This is a genomic window from Coxiella-like endosymbiont, from assembly GCF_030643785.1.
Taxonomy (GTDB): domain Bacteria; phylum Pseudomonadota; class Gammaproteobacteria; order Coxiellales; family Coxiellaceae; genus Coxiella.
The window spans coordinates 161,486-177,100 of sequence record NZ_CP094378.1 but is presented as its reverse complement, the minus strand read 5'-3'; the positions used below and the strand labels follow the sequence as shown (position 1 = coordinate 177,100).

Here is a 15,615-nt window from a genome sequence, read left to right as displayed (position 1 = left end):
ATCCTTATATCCGAGTAAATCTCTTTGAGTTCATTAACAGAAGAAATATTTTTACGTAATTTACTTTATATCTATCATGGAAGAGAAAAAAACTCCACGTTGATTTCCGTTAATATTTCTCGGGCGTCTCTATTTCTCTAAAAGGATTCCTGATGGATCCCGATTACTCTCAATGTGAATTCGATTTCATTATTCAAACAACCTATTTTCTTAGTAATTTCGGGTTCAATTTTTTCTCATAAAAAACGTTAAGAGAATAACTTAATTGCCGCCGAGCATCACAAATTTTATTTTCAAAATCGGTTTTGAAAGCATTGAAAGATTCAGATTCCGAAATTGCCTCATTCCAAGCTTCAAGTTTCTTGGTTAAAGATTCAAATCTTTCTAGTTCTTTGAGTGTAGAAATTTTGTTGCCATTTGTTTTTGTAGAAAAATTCTCTAATTGAGACCTAAATTCTGAAATTAACCTATTGGTTATTAATCGTATTGATGCTTCTAAATGGGTTCAAAATTGTTGGAGAGTTTCTTTCCATCTGCTAAGAACACGAGCGCTTGCGTTATTAGGCACCTTGCTAGCTAGCGGTGGGTTCTATTAAAAGTGTGTTATCTCTGGAAAAAATATTTCAGATTCTATGTCAGAGTAGGTTATATCTTGATATTTCTCAGAAGCAGCCTTTAGTTCCAAATATTTTTTCTTGGAGATCTTCAGTAGCTTTATTACACTGATTATTAACTTCTAATTGTACAATTGAAAGATTGTATTCATGAATAAGGGTTTCTTTAAATCGAATTTCTTTTAATATTTTTTGTTCTTGCGTATCCAATCCAAACTCTTCTTTTTTCCTTTTCAGAAAGGAATGGTCTTATTAATTCATCCGTTATACTAAAAAAGCGCTTAAAGGAATAACAAGATTCAATCCAGTCAGAAAGATTGGTCGAATTCTTTTTCAAAAAATCTTGCATCGATTTTAGTAGCTTAATTTTACTGTCGAGTATTTTAAAAATGTGAGTTTGTGCTGAAGAGGGTCTGTTGCCAAATTAATAACGACCCACGATTCTTCCACCATGATAACTATATAAACTATATAAAAAATTGGGGTCCGCCTCTGTTTCTGATTGAAATTGTTTCTAAGAATCTAAACTTTTAATTTTTTAGTCAAAGTGTGATTTTGAGGGTCTGTCTGATAATTTTTGAGACCTTATTTAACGCTGGAAAAGGTTAGTTTATTGATAGATAAGAAGGGAAATTTAATTTTATCTAAGGAAGGATGGAATTTCAAAGTGCTTCGCTACGATGCTAACAGGTTCGGGGGCTGAGTAGACTTTAAAAAAAATCCTCATAGTTTAAATGAGAAAGTTTTTGGGAACGTCTTCTTCCGTGAAGTTAGTCTCTTGATTTTGAATGAGATTTTTTACATATTCTAATCCTTTTTGCAAGACTTTCTTTCTTTTTAAAAAGAATTGTTCGATGGTAGTGGATCTATTTTAGAGAATTTAGAATTCTATAAGACAGCTTTCATTTTTAATGAGGCATATAATTCTTCCAAATCTCTATAAGTTCGCTCCCCAAAGAGAGTAGCAATTTTGCAATTCGTTTCCTTCACTAAATTTACTAAATTTAAGAATCGTACTTTTAATAATTCGCGAATCTCTTTTGCTGTTTTTTAAAAGCTATTGTTATCAACAGTTGATCATTTACACGATGATAGAGTGCATCGGGAAAATCATTAATGAAAATCTTTAATAAATTCATAAATAAATTAATATTAAATAAATTAATATAAAGATAAAAACTTTTTATTAATATCGGAAAGCGACGGATTACTATTTTAAATACTGTCAATTCCCAATCTAATTCCAATCTAACTAAAAATTTTATTTGATCAGATGATAACTTCACGGAGAAATTGTTCTAAAAAATTATTTAATCTAAAGCTGAAATAAGAAAATTCTTTAGTAAGTGTTTCTCTTAAAGAAGATAATTTTGGTTTTATAACAACTCCTACTAATGGCGATGAATTTTATTTTAATGCTTCCAACGTTGTTCATCCCAACTTTGATAAGTTGGAAGTAGGCATGATCGTCCAATTTATCGAATTTATAGGAGACGATGGTTCTTAGGCTCATCTAGTGAGTGCAATAATATTAGCTATTTTAAATCTAGAGTTAAAATCTCATTTAATAAGCGACTCGTCCCAAAACGCACAGTATTTGGGGAAATCCATTCTTTGCCCATATTTTTTTCCACTAATCGAAAATAAGCCAGCGCTTGTTCAATGGTGCGAACTCCACCAGATATTTTTAAACCAATTTTTTCTCCGGATAATTTTTTATGGCCTCTAAAATTAATTCAACAGCTTCGGGAGTAGCGCCGGTAGTTATTTTTCCTGTAGAAGTTTTAATAAAATCGGCTCCTGTCTGAATAGCCAAATTAGTAGCGCTGAAGATAACGTCATGATTAATTAAGGCTCCTGTTTCGATGATAACTTTTAATACAGTATGGGGTGCACAAATACCGCAGCAAACTTGTAGAAATTCTTTAACGCTGTCTGTATTTCCTTCCAAATAGGTGGTGTAGGGCATAACTACATCGATTTCATCCGCCCCATCGGCGATTGATTGTTTAATGTTTTCGATACAATCAGTTATTAATTGATTCCCGTTAGGAAAATTGGCGACTGTTGCCACTTTTACGGGCGTTTTCATTAATAATTTATACGCGAGCTTAACAAATTGAGGATAAATACAAACGGCTGCTACAAAACCATAAGGTGTCTTTACTTTATGGTATAATTTCTCAATAGTTTGTGGGGTATCCTGGTCATCTAAGATAGTTAAATCAATCAAAGGGATCAGCTTTTTAGCAGTATTTTCAGCTTTCATGATAGATATTGTTCGATAAAGGTTAAGATTAATCGGGTCAAATTTTCTGTAGCCAATTTTACCCCACGTAATGTTTGTTCATGAGTAACTTTTTCTTCCGTCATTCCAGCAGCGAAATTACTGACGACGGAAATTACTACAACGTGCATCCCACAATGTCGAGCGATGATTACCTCGGGAATAGTAGACATACCCACAACATCTGCGCCTAGAAGTCGATAGGCCTTAATTTCAGCGGGTGTTTCAAAAGCTGGCCCCAAGACACCAATATAAACCCCTTCTGGCAAATCGATAGATAAGTGATCTGAAATTTTTGAAAATTTAGTACGAAGAATTGGATCGTAAGCGTCCTCCATGCTAACAAAGCGAGATCCGAAATCATCTTCGTTGGGACCTACGAGAGCGTTATTAAATTGAAAATTTATGTGGTCTTTAACTAAAACCAAACTGCCCGGTTTAAGATTTTCTCGTAAGGAACCTGCAGCGTTCGTAGCTAACCAAGTTTCACATCCCAGTAGTTTTAAAGTGCGAACCATAGTTTTGATGGAATTATTATCAACTCCTTCATAATGATGAGCGCGTCCTCGTAGGCAAGCTACCGGAATGCCTTTGATTTTACCTAAATAGAGCTTACCAGCATGGCCTTCAATGTTAGGTTTATGGAAAGCCGGTAATTGATGATAAGAAATAATGATTGGCTCTTCAATTTGCTCGGTTAACTCGCCTAAACCTGAGCCTAGAACGATAGCCAATCGGGGTTGAAAATCGGGAGCATAATGTCGAATTTCTTTTAAAGCATTGTAAGAAGCGAATGTCATTATTTAATCTGCCGTTAATAATTGTAAATGATTGTCAGTCTGTTGAGCGTGATCAGTCAAAAAGCTAATTTGTTCTATTATTTTATATAAAAAAATAACGTTTACGGGTGCTAGAATATTTTCAGTTTGAAAAAGCGATTGTCGTATTTTAATTTTTAATTGGTCGATCTTATATTCTGTATTGTTAAGTTGATCGATTAGTTTATCCACATAATCCGTTTGTTTATAATCCGTTTTTTTTCTCCGAAAACCTGAGGCTAATAATTCGTCAAGCTTATTGATCGCCTTTTGTGCTTGCTCTGAGGCTTTTACGCAATGATTTAAAAAATTTTTAAATTCGGTTACGAGAGGTAAAGGAATTTCCATTCGACGTCCGATGATAATTCCTGCAATATCCTTAGCTGTGTTAGCTATTTTATCCTGCTTGGCCAGCAAGGCCAGAAAATCACCACGAGGTATCGGTAGCAGCAAACTTTTGCGTAAATGACGACGAAAATCGTGTTTTAGTTCATCTGCTTCGTTTTCAAATTGAATAATAGTTTGATGCACGCTCGAAGCTTTTTTCCAATCTTGCGCGATAAGCACCTCAAAAAAAGAAGGAAGTAATTCTACACAATTGTGTATTTTTTTCATGTGATGCTGTAGCAGTCGAATGGGAGAATGACTGAACATATCTAAGATTGAAATTTTTGGCAACATAAAATTAGTATATCAACTTCTCGAGTCCGGCCTCAATCATCTTTTCGATAGCTTTTTGGAGCTCTTTACTTATTTCATCCGTAATCCGATGGAACAGCATTCATGATTTAATAGGTTACTTAATTCATAAGTGGTCGCTGTCTCCATTTCGAAATTAGTAATAACATGCTGGCTCACTTTAAAGCTTTGTGCCATTTCAAGAAAATCCAAGTCAACCAAAGGTGCGCGCAATTGAGGATATTTATGGCCATAAAATCCGATTAAATCCGCTTAATAAAATGGTCAGTCCTTGATATTCATCTCTAGAAAATAAATTTAGCAACGAAAGTATAGCTTCGGGTAGCGTAAAAATTATCAATAACAGTAAGTGAATAAAAATGATTTTTTAGATTCTGGGTTAAGTTATCGTCAGTATTGGAATTAGTGTAAAAATTGATTAATCCATCGAAAGCGATCGCGCGTTCTGAAACGACGTAACTGTCGACTGATATTTCAGGTTGCAATGCTTGGGCCATTCTGAATCAAATAAATCACAATCTGATTAATGTTGATTTTATTTTAAGCTCTTTAAAATCGACGTTAAATAAGGTGTTCTTCATTGATAACTATGTCAGTATTATCAGACCTTATACCAATTCCAATAATGGATAACCGATGATTGCTAATCATTCCAGTGTGAATGATGAATTCTCGTTTCGATTTTTTTATTTCAATGCAATCAAAATAACGCGAGCCTAATTCGGACCTAGTTCGGCGGCGTATAGGGTTCCAACTAAAATAATAGTTTGAGCGAGTTCACCAGGAAATAAATCCAGGTGATAAATGCTGCCCTTTGGGTTGAAAAATAACGCGGTTTTTGGTATTGGCATAATTACTTTTATTAGCTCCTTAGCTAAGAAAAGGATTGTTGGGTAAGTTATACTAAGAAAATTAACAGAAAGCCACTCAATGAGAACGGTGTAATTAAATCCCTTGCCCCATTTTTCATCTCTTGCTATGGTACCATTTTTTAGTAGCTCAATCTTCATGGAAGATAGCCAACTGTATCTGGTTTTAGAAATTATTTTTAGTTTTTTTATGGATTGTGGCGTTGGAGCAAACGATGTCGCTAATGTTATGGGCACTTCTATTGGTTTGAAAGCAATTACAATTACCCAGGCTTATTCTAATTACTGCTATTTTCGAAGCAGTGGAATCGCTATTGGCGGGAGGCCAAGTAACCGAAACCATCCGCGGTGAGATTATCAATGCCAATTTGTTTGTTCAAACACCATAGTTATTAATCTTTGGAATGTTAGGTTTGTTATTAGCAGTAGCAAGAAGCTTGTTGATTATCGCCACATCTTTTGGGTTGTCCTATTTCAACGATTCATAATATTATGGGGGCTGCTATTGGCTTTAGTTTAATGGTTCTGGGCATTCAGGCCATTTATTGGCATCAAGTCGCAGCAAAGTCAATATCATTATAAATTGGACCGTCACCCCTTTAATCGCGAGCCTTATAGCTTAATTTTTTATTTCGTAGTGTGCAACGCTTATTTTTGAGAGCAAGAAGCCCTCATCCACAATACAAAACTCTATCTACCTTAATATATTTTTTAGTCATTTTAATAATTAGTTTAGTAACGTTTTTGAATGGCTTAAAATATTGTCTGAAAATTCCCAGAACTTTAGGTGTCGTGATTTCTATGGTGATTTCTATTTTTATTAGTCTTTTATTAGTCTTATAGGCTATCTATATCTATTCTTTTATAGGCTATCTATTGTTGCGGCGGATCCCCATTAGCTCAAATCATAGAGCCCATATTAATTTTTCAAAGATGGAAAAATATTTGGTGTTCTCATGATTTTTACTGCTTGCGCGCTATAGCTTTTGCTCATGGGTCTAACGATGTAGCCAATACCATTGAACTTTTGGCAGATGTTGTCGGAATTGTCAAAGGAGGAGCAGTACTGGCAGAAGCTCGAATACCCTTTTGGATTTTGCTCTTAGGTGGCCGCAGGAATTGTGAGTGGTCTTGCCATGTATATGGGCTATAGGGTAATTGCAACTATCGGCACGGATATTACTCAATTAACCCCAAGCTGTGGTTTTGCTGCTCAGCTGTCTGCCGCTGCTACAGTGGTTGTCACCTCTGCTTCGGGGGAGGTTGCCTATTTCGACCACCCAAACTTTAGTGGGTGTGCGGTATTGGTGGTGGGATTTGCATGAGCTATTGGAGCTTTGAATCTTTCTATTATTAGGAATATATCTTTATGTCCTGGATTATTACGGCTCCCTGTTGGTGCTTTATTCGCAGTTGTTTATTTTCTACCTTATTCGCAGTTGTTTATTTTCTACCTTTTGAAACTGGTTCTTTCGCACAGTTTATAGATTGGTTCCTTCGGACAAGCCGCGGGACAACGCCGATATATCTTGAAGATTAACTTAATAAAAGTTAAGTAGTCTACCTACTAAGGAATGATGAGGAATGTTTATGGTATCAAATAACCATCTAAGTCCAGAAGTTATACCCCACCTGCTTGAAAAATTAAATTATGCCTATGGATATTGGTTAAGAGCTCAGGACCAACGATTGTAGGAACAGCGTGAACAGGAAATGCTCTATTTTTTATTGCGAGAGGATCGTGATCGTAGCAATAAAAGGAATTTAATCGCCTCTACTTTGCCAACTCAAGAAAGAATTCCATACGTGAGTGAATTCCTTCGATTTGGTAAAACATGGTTCAAAGCTTTCGAAGCAATTCTTAATTGCCTTCAAGAAGAATTACTAAAAGCACTGGATAATGTAGAGTATCTGAAGGAAAATTAGATTTATAAACTGCTGAACGAGTAAAAACATCTTTTCAAAATATTCAATCTTCTGCTGTTATTAGCCAAACGCATTATTTTAATCAATTGGTTCATGATCTCTTTGCTGCCATTGTGAGAAAGAAGAAGGTTTTAACCAAATATCGATAGAGTTTCGCCAACAAAAGCAAGAATTATGACAAATCTCGAGAGTGGATTCGCTGGAAAGGGTTGTGACAAGCTTAGCCATTTTTTCAAAAATTATACGCAAGCACTTAGCCCGAAACCTCAGGCATTTATCCAGGAAAATACGAATCAATACATTATTCAGTGTCTCGATTTTTTAAAAGATTATTTGCTTCCTCCAAATAATTAAATATTTTTTTATTATTTATCAGGAGCTAGAGACATCTAGCAAATTGTGAAATTAACTTATTGTTTATTGAAAGATATCTCACAAGACGTACTAAGTCCCTTAAGAATAGGCGATGTATCTGGGTAAATCCCGAACCACAAATAAAAAAGTGCAGCATTATGTTCTATTAACATGCCCAGGCCATCAAAACATTTATTAGCGCCCTGACGTTTAGCCCATTGTAAAAATGGCAGAGCGATTTTTCCATAAGAAAGATCATAACAACAAGTCTCAGGTCCTATGATCGCTGCTGGCAAAGAGGGAAGCTTGCCTTGGTGACCTAAGCTAGTAGCATGAATGATAATGTCATAAGGTATAGGTTTTAAATGATCATAACCGATGCTCTGAAGTTCTCCCCGTAAATGGAAATGCGAAGCTAATTCGCGCGATTTGGATACAGTTCGATTAACTATGACAATTTGTGTTGGCGCGGTATTCATTAATGGGCCTAAAATCCCTTGAGTGGCCCCACCTGCTCCTAAAATTAGGATGGATTTTTGAGCGAGAGTGATATTGTGGTTGCGCGTTAAATCTTGTACGAGTCCTAAGCCATCATAATTAACTCCATAAATAGTACCATCGTGGAGAAATTGCAAAGCGCTCGCAGCCTGAGCTTCTTTTGCTTCACGACTCTGTTTATTCGACAGTTTGTGGGCTTCATATTTGAAAGGCAAAGTGATATTGGCTCCTTTACCCCCTTCTTTTTGGAATTCTTTTAATACCTTAGGAAAATCATTAAATGGAGCTTTTATTTTTAGATAACGAAACGTTCGTCGGGTTTGTTCTCCAAAAGCTTGAAAAATAATAGGTGATAAACTGTGATCGACAGGATTACCAATAATTGCATATTTATCCATGTTTATTTTTTCCCCAAGGGATGTATGAGATATTCGCATATACGATCTGCGAGGTATGGTGGGTATAGGGATGATTTTTCCTACGAAACCATTAATAATCATAATGAATGATAACATCCTGTTATTTTGTGTTTCTAGATACCTGCTAAAGCAGAAACCCCGCCCCCGCCATAGAGCCCGTCTTGGCATGGCGCTCAGAATTAGTTAACGATGACATACGCCAAGACAGCGTACCATCTTTGCCGCCTATAGCCAGAGCTTTTTAATAAAGGATCTCGAATTCGCTGATGATTATAAGTAAAAATAAGAAATTTAGATAGTTGGTCAGGACTAACCAGATTATATTATAACTTGAAAGCCTCACACCATCGTTAATTAAATTGTCTTTAAATTTATACCAGTGGAAGCTAATATCTTTTTTAAGAGTACGGAGCCGCCCATTCTGCCAAGAATCGGCTTCTCGGTAAAAGATTTCTCCCATCTTCTTGAGAAGAGAATCTGTTGTTAGATTATCAGAATTCTTCAACATTTCTTTTAACATCGTGCTCAAAGGTGGAGACTCATGTATTAATTAGGGCTTGTCGCAAAAGGATTGTTGCATAACGCATTGGATTGCGTATAGCTAAAGTTCAGTGCTGGCGACCACCCAAGTCCGATTTATATATCCCGCTAATCGATAATTATTGTAATTGTCACTATAAATAGTAACTATAAATAGTAAGCGGACAATCTTTTTCATGTGTTGCGGTGGTTTTTATATAATTGGAAAATTGAGCTACTTCCCTAAGTAAAATGGTCTCCAACTTAGGTTGAGCATTAATTTTTTCTCACAAAATATATAATAAAAGTTTATTACGATCAATAATGATCGCATTTACAGGAGCCGTATAACCGTAACTTAAGTCATCCCACATCCATCCTGGTGGGTAGGGAACATCGTTATAATCGGCGTTATCAATTAAGAAACGTCCATTAATACGGCGAATGCCTAACTCTTGTAATTTTTCAATTAATTGATTTAAGTCCTCAGTGGTTAATTCGGGATCGCCAGAAAATTTAAGAATTAAATCCCCCTGCAAGATATTTCCTTTTACGGTGCCGCTAGTCAATAATGCAGTTACAAATTGATAATCATCGCCTAAATAATATAAAGCAGCCACTGCGGTAAATAATTTCTGAGTGCTGGCCGGTGTGTATAATAAGTATTCCGCGCGTTTGTTGAAAAGAACGCGTCCCGGTTGTTGCATTGCTTACGACTAAACCAACGTTAATATTAGATTTTACATGGCGCAAAATTTCTTGGAATCCGGACTGTAAATTTGAGCTTAGAGAAGATTTGAGTAGTTTTTGAGCGGTTATGGAGGTGCAAATTAGGCTAAGTTCAACGGACAATAATAATCAGATTATTATAATTAAACTTCATTTTCCGGTTTTTTATGATTTCGCGTCATAATGAAAAAAACAATAGGAGTAACCAGTGAAATAATGGTGATTATAATTAACCAGAAGTAGGTTTCCACCAAAATTATACTCGTAGCTAAAATGCCAAATGTGAATATCCAATGAGTATAAAAATAATACCTGTGTAGAGATGCCCAGTCAAATATAAATCCAATGCTAAAATAATCAGGATAAACAACTCAACCTCGCGATTATTGACGATGCCTCGGCTAACGAAAACAGAGATTAAATAAATGGCAGCGATTAAACCGGTCCAATGAAGAACCATATGCCAAGCATTAGTAGGAAAAATCTTATCATGATACCGCAGGTGTACCACACAAGCCACACACAAAGTATTGCGTAGAATCCCCCGCCATTACGCACATAAACATCCAATATGCATTGTATTGAATTTCCATTACGACCAGACTGGCAAAAACAAAAATCAGCATAGCTAAACTAACAATTAACCCTGATTTCGATCGCTGTCCTGATTTGGATGGGAGTTTTGAAGGGGCTCCTTTTCAACAGCGGGCTTTGTATCTGAGCATCTCATTAAAAAGTACGCTACTTGATCGCCAGATTGTTGTCAATTAGCTATCACCTTTTGAAAATCTACACTGCCCAAAATCACTAAACTTCAGAGGTCCTAAGAATCACGGTCTCACGTATAGAGGTGACAAAATTAGTAAATTATGATATAAGGATCGGTTTCCGTATTAAATTGTCTTCATTTGGTTTGGTGTTGTTATGGCGTTTGTCAGTAAGCGGTTGCAGTTATTATCTCAACTCTCCTTCCGATGGTATTTTGTGAGCTGCCTTTTAGCAACTTTTGGTTCGGGCTTAAGCTACGTTACATTGAGTTGGCTGATTTTACAAGCCGATAATTCGGTTGCAGCAGTTTCGATTTTGATGCTCTGCTTTTGGGTACCCACTATATTATTGGGGCCTTTTTTAGGAGTTATCGCCGATCGCTATTCGCGTAAATGGCTAATGGTAGGTGGTAATGCCATTCGCGGAATTGTGTTAATTTTTTTAGTAGCCATTTTAGTCACTATGTCTCTGCCTATGTAATTTATTTTCTTACAATACTATTGGGAATAGGCTTCAGTGTTTATTTGCCTGCGGCAATCGCGCTAATTCGTGAAATAGTTATTTCAGATGATTTGCTTTATGCTAACTTCACCATTGATATTGCTTATGAAATTGGGAATGTGGTAGGAATGGGTTTGGCAGGTTTTTTTGTCGCTTGGTTATCTCCAGCACCAACGATATTAGTGACGGGAATTATTTTTATTCTTTCAACATTCATGTTGATGCGCGTTAAGCCGACGTTACAAAAAATCAAGAAAACAAAAATTTCTTATCATTTTATTGTTGATGATTTCAAATTAGGACTCGTTTACTTACGTAATCATCTAAAATTAATTGTGATTTATTCCGTGCAGTTGCTTATCTTAGTGTCCTTTATGACAACTCCTGTTTTACTAGCGCCTTTTGTCAAGAATGTATTACAGGGTAGCGTTTCTCAATTTGGGCAAATCGATGCCGCTTTGTCCGTTGGGGTCGTCGTGGGAGGAATTTTTATGCCTTGGATAGCTGATCGATGGGGGCTTACAAAAACTTTAATGCTATTGTGTTTTTTGTTAGCTATTTTCTTTGGTTGGTTTGGAGCGAATCGCACCATCGTTGGGGCTGAAATATTGTATTTTTTCATTGGCCTCTGTTTAGCCGTATGGCCATTGATGGTAACAAAAGCGCAGCACTTGACAAAGTTTCGCTTTCAAGCTCGGATGCAGTCTATATTCAATAGCTTAAGTGGCATCCTGATTTTATTGATCTACTTATTTGTAGACATCGGAAGTTATTACATCTCCGTCCAGTGTATGTATGCGTTTGAAGTGCTTCTTGTTTTTAGTGCTTTTTGCTTATTGTGGCGTTATCGGAGTGTGTTGATGAAGGACAAAGTTGCCTAAGCGATATAAACTGTTACAAATGCAGGGGAAATGCAGGGGATGGGATAATATTAATTTAATCTTTGTCAGGTAGTCTTTTTCGAGATTTGGTAACAATATTTAAATTTAATGATGAGCCGACCTCAGTCTGGAGGAAGATACAAGAAATTTATATGATTTTAGCTAGGACTTTAAAAATTTTTTGAAAGTCGTGCGGAATTAAAGAAAATACTTAAAATTCAAAAAAATCCAGAACAATTAGCAATTATTAAATAATTTGCTTATTATTACGAATTATTACGAAACCTTATTCTCTTATTCCCTAGACTGCTACAAAAACGACGACCGTCCTCGTGATTGTATAGAGCAATTAAGACAATTGGTTAAAGGCATGGACAGCCGAGTTAGAATCCTTATTGAAATTCTCAAGGGAAAGGATGATCAATTAAACCCCGAAAAAGAAAACCCATTGGAACATACGTTATCAGAGCTTGCTCTCGTTAGAAAACGACAAAGGAGAGTTGAAAAGTTCAGCAGGTATATTTCCAATAATAGTTGAGAAGTATAATAGTTGAGAAGTATTTAAATAAAAAGTTGAATGATAAGCGGCTTAATGATGATAAAAAAATAAAGCAATTGTCGGTCCTTTTAGAAGAAGAACGACAAAAAACTTTAGAGAATCATTGATCTTCTAATTGGTGGTTTATTCGAATGTGGAAGAAATATATTACAACCAATAGCTTATGGAGTTGCTATGAAGACGTGCTTAAATAAGGTTGATGCTTACCTTACTTCTAAGGTGTCCTTTCTTTCATTACGACTCTAATAAACTCTAATAATTAGGTACTTTTTGACTTTCTGAAAGAATTTGCTCAGCCATTTAAATAGGATTCATCGCATTACTGATCATATGGGTTGCTACTATTCGAGGGTAATGATGTTTGTGTGATACCAGAGTACCAAAAAAATTAGAGCTAACAGCAGGAAATAGATATATTTAACCCAATTTTGCCGCTATAAAGGCTGTGTTACAGGTTGGTAAGATAATTCGTTGAACTCTTCTTCAATGTTCATAAAGAAATTCTTTCATCATTTTTAACTAGATTATACCAGTTTTTTTATTTAAACTAGTAAAAAATAATTTTAAGGTATCGTCATTAATCTGATCCGAGATAAATGCACCCCCAATCTGTTCCAATAACACGAGGCGTAGCTGGTCATTCATTACTTTTTTATCCCTATGCATAGCAGATAATAAGGAATCTTGAGCAATCTCTTTAGGTAATTGAGTAGGTAAGGGAATTTGTTGGAGCAGCTCTCGAACGCGATTCACTTCGTTAGAACGAATACGCCCTAGGTACGAGGATAATTCAGCCGCTAATATTAAGCCCACTGCTACTGCTTCGCCATGGAGCCAATATCCATAACCTAAAAGCTGCTCGATAGCATGGCCAAAGGTATGTCCCAAGTTCAAGAGAGTACGTTGACTAGTTTTCTCTTTTTCATCTACACTGACAATATCTCGCTTGATTTCGCAGGCTCGTTTAATAGCAGTTTGGAGATAATCTAAATCTCGTCGTAATAAAGAGGTAATATTTGTTTCGAGATCAATATAAAATTCCTCATCGTAGATCAGCGCGGCTTTAATAATTTCAGCAATTCCTGCATTAAATTCGCGTGGACGTAAGGTGTGAAGAGTGTTGAGATCAATAATTACCGCTTTAGGCTGATGAAATGCGCCGATAAGATTTTTACCTGACGGATGATTTACAGCAGTTTTGCCACCAATAGAGGCATCAACTTGAGCCAGGAGAGTTGTTGGAAATTGGATGAAATCCACTCCTCGTTTATAACACGCCGCGGCAAAACCTGTGAGATCTCCTACGACGCCCCCTCCTAAAGCAATTAAAGTGGTGTTTCGATGATGATTAACTGCAATTAGTTTATTTAGGATTTTCTGCCACTGTTTAATATCTTTGAACTGTTCTCCATCGGGCAAGAGAAATTGATCACACTGAATATCGTGAAAAATAGTTTTTAACGGTGCAAGATAGAATGGCGCAATCGTGTCGTTAGTCACAATCATTGTCTGAGGGCCTTCAATATATTGGTAAAGAAGTTTTTTGTCGTTTAAGAGATCTGCACCAATATAAATGGGATAACTAGATTCTTTGACATTAACAAAAATACAAGCAGTATTCATAAGCTCACTTTATAAATTTTTTAACATCCGTCAAAATTCGAATTGATAATTGACGAGGTTTTAAATTATCCATTCGATAAGTGAAATCAGCAATAGCTTGATACAAAGGCTCGCGTTCTTCATTAATTTCCTGAAGTTTTTTTTGGAATTATGTTTGATAAAGAGAGGGCGAGCCTTCCCTTTACAAGTGATCCGTTTTAATTGTGTTTCTACTGACACCGTTAAATAGACCACGATACCGTTTTCAGATAAAAAACGGCGGTTAGTTTCATTTAATACGACTCCCCCTCCCGTGGATAAAACAATATTATTAAATTTACACAATGAAGAAATCATGTCGGCTTCGCGTTTACGAAAACCTTCTTCTCCTTCCCGCTCGAAAATCGATGGGATGTCTGCACCGGTGCGTTTTTCAATTTCAATATCCGAATCATAAAAACGATTTCCGGTTAAGTTAGCGAGCTGTTTACCCACACTCGTTTTCCCGGAACCCATGGGTCCGATAAGATAGATGTTTCTGAGTTTTTTATCGTTGTGCATGTATCATAATCATTTGAGGTGTTACAAAAATTAATAATTGTTTGTGCTTGTTAATGCACTGATGGTAACAAAATGTCTCTCTAAAAGAGAAATCCTACGCAAACTCGGGATTCCAGTTTTTTCCTATTGGTTATCCTGTTCATAGATTTCGCCTAAGGCTACTGTTCCTTGATTGTCAACCATTATATCAGTGGTTAATTATATATCAGTGGTTAATTATTGAGTCTGAATAGCCGGTACGCCATTTGCTAAAAAATAAATTATTTTATGATAATTTACAGCAATTTATGATAATTTACAGCAAGTTGTAAAAGGATGCATCTGCTAGGTAAGACAATATATGTGACTTTAAGAGGGAGGGTTGCTTTTTTAAATGTCACACTAGTATTCCCTTCTCCAATTTTTTCTTGGTAGGGAATCTCTTTCCCGGATTCGATTACTGCTGTTTGATGATTGTTAGTCATAAGTTCAGGGCTTGAGATAAGCTCTGCGTCTCCCTCTTGTTCGAGCCCCGAAAGTGCCATATCTAACAATTGACCATTTTTTAATTTGATTATAGGGATATATCCTCGCAATATCAAATTGGATAGTAAGGTCAGAATTGTCACGCATAAGTCCGTCAGCAGGTTCGCTGCTATTCTGCTTAGTTCCAAATAGAATACTAGAGAGCGCAAATTGTGGTTATCGATACTTACAATTCGTGTTTTAATTAATATTTGATCAATTGGGATATCTAAGCATTTAATAAAAGATTGAATGGACCGAATATGGGATTTCTTATCTCGAATCCAAAGCTGATTTCTACAGTTATCAGCCAGTGCATAACCGTTAAATTTAGCTTTGGCATAATGAATTGAAAGAAAAATTATTTTCATCAGAGATAAGGGTTGATCTAATGTGGGAAAAGAAAAAGGATGGCGTTCCCTTATCGCGCAAAAAACGGCATTGACTAAACTTAAAAGAATAATTATCCATAAAATAGTTTTAATCATAATAAATATTGACGTTGCA

At 36.0% G+C, this 15,615-nt stretch carries 16 protein-coding genes and 2 pseudogenes; 4 read left to right on the top strand and 14 right to left on the bottom strand.

Going from position 1 to position 15,615, the window contains the following annotated elements:
• Positions 1 to 662: 662 nt before the first annotated feature.
• The 7 genes from MRH55_RS00890 to MRH55_RS00855 form a co-directional block, all read right to left on the bottom strand.
• Positions 663 to 824 (bottom strand): hypothetical protein, encoded by a 162-nt coding sequence (locus tag MRH55_RS00890; protein ID WP_304985644.1) that lies wholly within the window; start codon positions 822 to 824, stop codon positions 663 to 665.
• 1,477 nt (positions 825 to 2,301) lie between these two features.
• Positions 2,302 to 2,883, bottom strand: coding sequence for a deoxyribose-phosphate aldolase (deoC, locus tag MRH55_RS00880; RefSeq protein ID WP_304985643.1), 582 nt, complete (start codon positions 2,881 to 2,883; stop codon positions 2,302 to 2,304).
• On the bottom strand, positions 2,880 to 3,701 hold the full coding sequence (locus MRH55_RS00875; RefSeq protein ID WP_304985642.1) for a purine-nucleoside phosphorylase: 822 nt from the start codon (positions 3,699 to 3,701) through the stop codon (positions 2,880 to 2,882). The genes deoC and MRH55_RS00875 overlap by 4 nt, the downstream gene beginning before the upstream one ends.
• A 3-nt stretch (positions 3,702 to 3,704) precedes the next feature.
• Positions 3,705 to 4,334, bottom strand: a complete 630-nt coding sequence (locus MRH55_RS00870; RefSeq protein WP_304985641.1) for a TIGR00153 family protein — start codon at positions 4,332 to 4,334, stop codon at positions 3,705 to 3,707.
• A 135-nt stretch (positions 4,335 to 4,469) separates the two neighbouring features.
• Positions 4,470 to 4,631 (bottom strand): hypothetical protein, encoded by a 162-nt coding sequence (locus MRH55_RS00865; RefSeq protein WP_304985640.1) that lies wholly within the window; start codon positions 4,629 to 4,631, stop codon positions 4,470 to 4,472.
• A gap of 71 nt (positions 4,632 to 4,702) precedes the next feature.
• Positions 4,703 to 4,915, bottom strand: a complete 213-nt coding sequence (locus MRH55_RS00860) for a nucleoside phosphorylase-I family protein (RefSeq protein ID WP_304985639.1) — start codon at positions 4,913 to 4,915, stop codon at positions 4,703 to 4,705.
• A gap of 219 nt (positions 4,916 to 5,134) precedes the next feature.
• Positions 5,135 to 5,428, bottom strand: coding sequence for a hypothetical protein (locus tag MRH55_RS00855; RefSeq protein WP_304985638.1), 294 nt, complete (start codon positions 5,426 to 5,428; stop codon positions 5,135 to 5,137).
• Here MRH55_RS00855 and MRH55_RS00850 point away from each other — a divergent pair.
• The 3 genes from MRH55_RS00850 (at position 5,427) to MRH55_RS00840 (ending at position 6,612) form a co-directional block, all read left to right on the top strand.
• Positions 5,427 to 5,639 carry a hypothetical protein gene (locus MRH55_RS00850; RefSeq protein ID WP_304985637.1) on the top strand — a complete coding sequence of 71 codons (213 nt, stop codon included), beginning with the start codon at positions 5,427 to 5,429 and terminating at the stop codon, positions 5,637 to 5,639. The two genes, MRH55_RS00855 and MRH55_RS00850, sit on opposite strands and share 2 nt — an antisense overlap.
• A 618-nt stretch (positions 5,640 to 6,257) precedes the next feature.
• Entirely contained in the window at positions 6,258 to 6,440 is a 183-nt protein-coding gene (locus MRH55_RS00845) for a hypothetical protein (protein ID WP_304985636.1), read from the top strand.
• Positions 6,424 to 6,612, top strand: coding sequence for an inorganic phosphate transporter (locus MRH55_RS00840; RefSeq protein ID WP_304985635.1), 189 nt, complete (start codon positions 6,424 to 6,426; stop codon positions 6,610 to 6,612). The genes MRH55_RS00845 and MRH55_RS00840 overlap by 17 nt, the downstream gene beginning before the upstream one ends.
• A 1,011-nt stretch (positions 6,613 to 7,623) precedes the next feature.
• On the opposite strand, the gene aroE is transcribed toward MRH55_RS00840, so the two are convergent.
• The 4 genes from aroE to MRH55_RS00820 all read right to left on the bottom strand — a co-directional run bounded on the left by aroE (position 7,624) and on the right by MRH55_RS00820 (position 10,258).
• Positions 7,624 to 8,463: a shikimate dehydrogenase gene (aroE, locus tag MRH55_RS00835; protein ID WP_304985634.1), complete on the bottom strand. Its 840-nt coding sequence runs from the start codon at positions 8,461 to 8,463 to the stop codon at positions 7,624 to 7,626.
• A 262-nt stretch (positions 8,464 to 8,725) separates the two neighbouring features.
• Positions 8,726 to 8,992 (bottom strand): hypothetical protein, encoded by a 267-nt coding sequence (locus MRH55_RS00830; RefSeq protein WP_304986186.1) that lies wholly within the window; start codon positions 8,990 to 8,992, stop codon positions 8,726 to 8,728.
• Between the two features lie 298 nt (positions 8,993 to 9,290).
• Complete coding sequence (gene dacB / locus MRH55_RS00825; RefSeq protein WP_304985633.1) at positions 9,291 to 9,710, bottom strand: D-alanyl-D-alanine carboxypeptidase/D-alanyl-D-alanine endopeptidase; 420 nt, start codon at positions 9,708 to 9,710, stop codon at positions 9,291 to 9,293.
• 290 nt (positions 9,711 to 10,000) lie between these two features.
• Positions 10,001 to 10,258 carry a hypothetical protein gene (locus MRH55_RS00820; protein ID WP_304985632.1) on the bottom strand — a complete coding sequence of 86 codons (258 nt, stop codon included), beginning with the start codon at positions 10,256 to 10,258 and terminating at the stop codon, positions 10,001 to 10,003.
• A gap of 398 nt (positions 10,259 to 10,656) precedes the next feature.
• Here MRH55_RS00820 and MRH55_RS00815 point away from each other — a divergent pair.
• A pseudogene (locus MRH55_RS00815) lies at positions 10,657 to 11,882 on the top strand (MFS transporter).
• 1,078 nt (positions 11,883 to 12,960) lie between these two features.
• On the opposite strand, the gene aroB reads toward MRH55_RS00815, so the two are convergent.
• From aroB to MRH55_RS00800, 3 genes and pseudogenes are all read right to left on the bottom strand, one after another.
• Positions 12,961 to 14,064, bottom strand: coding sequence for a 3-dehydroquinate synthase (aroB, locus tag MRH55_RS00810; protein WP_304985631.1), 1,104 nt, complete (start codon positions 14,062 to 14,064; stop codon positions 12,961 to 12,963).
• 4 nt (positions 14,065 to 14,068) lie between these two features.
• Positions 14,069 to 14,604, bottom strand: a pseudogene (locus MRH55_RS00805) (shikimate kinase).
• Positions 14,605 to 14,879: 275 nt separating this feature from the next.
• Complete coding sequence (locus tag MRH55_RS00800; RefSeq protein ID WP_304985630.1) at positions 14,880 to 15,596, bottom strand: secretin GspD/PilQ domain-containing protein; 717 nt, start codon at positions 15,594 to 15,596, stop codon at positions 14,880 to 14,882.
• Positions 15,597 to 15,615 lie beyond the last annotated feature (19 nt).